The sequence below is a fragment of the Paraburkholderia sp. BCC1884 genome (assembly GCF_900996225.1).
Classification (GTDB): Bacteria; Pseudomonadota; Gammaproteobacteria; order Burkholderiales; family Burkholderiaceae; genus Paraburkholderia.
Map to the genome: position 1 here is coordinate 1 of NZ_CAAJGL010000020.1, position 458 is coordinate 458.

A 458-nucleotide genomic window follows, 5' to 3' on the forward strand; every position below is an offset into this window, starting at 1 on the left:
GCCTGAGCCTGGCCTGGATGTTCATGGTGGCCGCCGAGCTGATCGCGGCCACGCGCGGGCTCGGCTTCCTGCTCAGCGACGGGCGCGAGACCGGCCGGCCCGACCTGGTGTTCGGCGCGATCCTGCTGCTGGCCCTGCTCGGCAAGCTCAGCGACGGCGCGATGCGCCGCATCGAGCGGCGCTGGCTGGGCTGGCGCGATGCCTTCGACGGCGCTCGGCGCAAGGAGGCGGCATGAGCGACACCCACCTGCTGACCGAGCGAGTCGCCGCAGTGGCTCGCGACGACACCCCGCTGCTCGACCTGCGCGTCGAACGCAAGCGCTACGACGGCCGCATCGTGCTGGCCGATATCGCCCTGCAGGTGGCGCGCGGCGAGATCGTCTGCCTGGTGGGGCCGAGCGGATGCGGCAAGAGCACCCTGTTGCGCATCGTCGCCGGCCTCGACGGCGACTATCGCG

The 458-nt window shown here is 72.5% G+C and carries 1 protein-coding gene and 1 pseudogene; both read left to right on the forward strand.

All coding sequences use genetic code 11. The annotated features are described in order from the left end of the window. A pseudogene (locus FQ705_RS01145) lies at positions 1-236 on the forward strand (ABC transporter permease); the annotation flags it as partial. After that, on the forward strand, positions 233-458 hold a 226-nt coding region (locus tag FQ705_RS01150; RefSeq protein ID WP_144137640.1), incomplete at its 3' end, for an ATP-binding cassette domain-containing protein. The pseudogene FQ705_RS01145 and the gene FQ705_RS01150, both read left to right, overlap by 4 nt.